Raw genomic sequence first — 2,004 nt, forward strand, 5'->3', positions numbered from 1 at the left:
CCCTGTGCAGTCCTAAGAAGTAATTGAGATAGTTAACAGCTTAATTGGTTGTTGTTTACTGATTACCGCTGCCGTCCTGCCGTCCTAATTCATAGACACCACAGGCAACACAGGCGAGAATACCGACACTAATCGGCCAACTTTTTCCTAAACTAATCTCGATTAACCAATCGGAGAAACCGCCGAGAATGAGAAAGGGAATAATACTAAAGATAGAGGCATAAAAAGCATTTTGGGATTCTCTGGCGACGCGAGTTTTTTCAAACTCCTCTAGGGAAGTATAGAGGAAACGCTCGGCAAAATTAAACCAGCCATAGAAAATTTCTATAAACCAATTTCGCACCCCAGTTAACCCCAGATACAATGCTAAAGACCAGAGACAGCTACCGGCAATAAAGGCCGGGGAAATATTGATAGTGAAGGGCAGAAAGTCGATTACCATAAATGAGAGCCACAGGAGTGATAAATTTGAGCGAGCGGCTTGATCGATCTTAACAAGTCTTGACCCTGGCACCAAAAAGTTGACATCCTCACCGCCGGGGCCGGACGGTGATTTCCAAACCTGACGATTTGGGTTTCTGTTTGGGGTCCCTTGCCTGGTTTCGCGGCTGCCTTAACAGATTTACCCCCCTCTGGTCATCAGGTCGCCACCAGGACTGGGAAAATGGGGAAATGGGGAAATTCAACTAAAACCCCTTCGCTGTGATTTCTCTGTGTTCTGACATGGAGAGCTTTATTGTCAACTAATCTTACACCGCCCAAGGTGCGCCGCAATAGCGACTCTTGTTCTGGTGTTGGGTAAAATCGGTAGCGATCGGCTTTCCCCATACCTGACCTTCTGGCATATATCCTGTAAATGCGCTAGTATTTAACAGTAAATCCAACCTAGAACGGCGGGGTTTCAGACCCAATTTTTTTGATGAAAAGTTTTTTTAAGAAACCTTATCGGTTAGGAATTTTGATGCTTGTATCGACAAGTTTAATCGCCTGTAGTGCCTTAAACTATAGCTCTTTTACGGAACTCGTGCCATCTTTCTCTCCCGCTCCTTCTCCCTCTCCTTTAGATGCGGCAACTTTACTTGTTTTAGAGAATAAAATCTATCAACAGGTCAATCGCTATCGTCAATCTCGTAATTTATCTCCCCTACTGTTAAATCGAGCAATTTCGCAACAGGCAAGATTACATAGCCAACGTATGGCCTCGGGTTTAGTTCCTTTTAGTCATCAAGATTTTGACAAAAGAGCGCAAACTATTGGTGTTTCGGTTCCCTATCAAGCGGTGGGGGAAAATGTGGCAGTTAATCAAGGTTATGATGACCCGGTAATGATTGCGGTGGATGGTTGGATTAAAAGTCAAGGTCATCGGGAAAATATGGAGGGAGATTTTGATAGTACCGGGATTGGAGTAGCGACGGATAATCAAGGGAAATTGTACTTTACTCAAATATTTCTAAAACGTCAATCCGCTCCTGTTTCTACTAATTCCCTTAGCTACGATTCTATCGAGAATAAATCTTTTTTAATCCCCCTCGAAGAAAACACTAATTATCAAGTTAATCGCTACCGAATTTCTCAAAATTTACCGCCCCTACGTCTCGATGCTCGTATTAGTCATGAAGCTCGCTTATTTAGTCAAAAAATGGCCCATAAACAGGCTCCTTTTAGTCATGATGGTTTTGAGGGAAGAGTCAAGGCAGTACAAAGGAAGATTCCTTTAGAAAAAATGGGCGAAAATTTGGCTTTTATGAAGGGATATCCTGACCCCGTTAGCGTTGCCGTCAAGGGTTGGATTAATAGCCCCGGCCATCAAAAAAATATGGTTGGTGATTATAATCTCACCGGTATCGGTATCGCTAAAAATAATGCTGGTGAATATTATTTTACACAACTTTTTGTTAAAAAGCGTTGACAAAATTACCCCGATGATATTTAAATTTAATTATCAGTTTTTAACTATCAGCCTTTTCAGTTATCAGTTATCAGTGATCAGATTTGAGTTTTCAG

Annotated in this window: 2 protein-coding genes and 1 pseudogene; 1 reads left to right on the forward strand and 2 read right to left on the reverse strand. The window is 42.1% G+C overall.

What is annotated here, in order from left to right:
• Positions 1 to 55: 55 nt before the first annotated feature.
• Positions 56 to 442: a hypothetical protein gene (locus tag PX636_RS10470; protein ID WP_288117067.1), complete on the reverse strand. Its 387-nt coding sequence runs from the start codon at positions 440 to 442 to the stop codon at positions 56 to 58.
• Between the two features lie 269 nt (positions 443 to 711).
• Positions 712 to 828, reverse strand: a pseudogene (locus PX636_RS22875) (helix-turn-helix domain-containing protein); the annotation flags it as partial.
• A gap of 91 nt (positions 829 to 919) precedes the next feature.
• Between PX636_RS22875 and PX636_RS10480 the strand changes: the two are divergent.
• A complete protein-coding gene (locus PX636_RS10480; RefSeq protein WP_288117069.1) occupies positions 920 to 1,909 on the forward strand; it encodes a CAP domain-containing protein in 990 nt (329 codons plus the stop codon).
• The last annotated feature ends 95 nt before the right edge of the window (positions 1,910 to 2,004 follow it).

This window comes from Microcystis sp. M53598_WE2 (assembly GCF_030067735.1).
Taxonomy (GTDB): Bacteria; Cyanobacteriota; Cyanobacteriia; order Cyanobacteriales; family Microcystaceae; genus Microcystis; species Microcystis aeruginosa.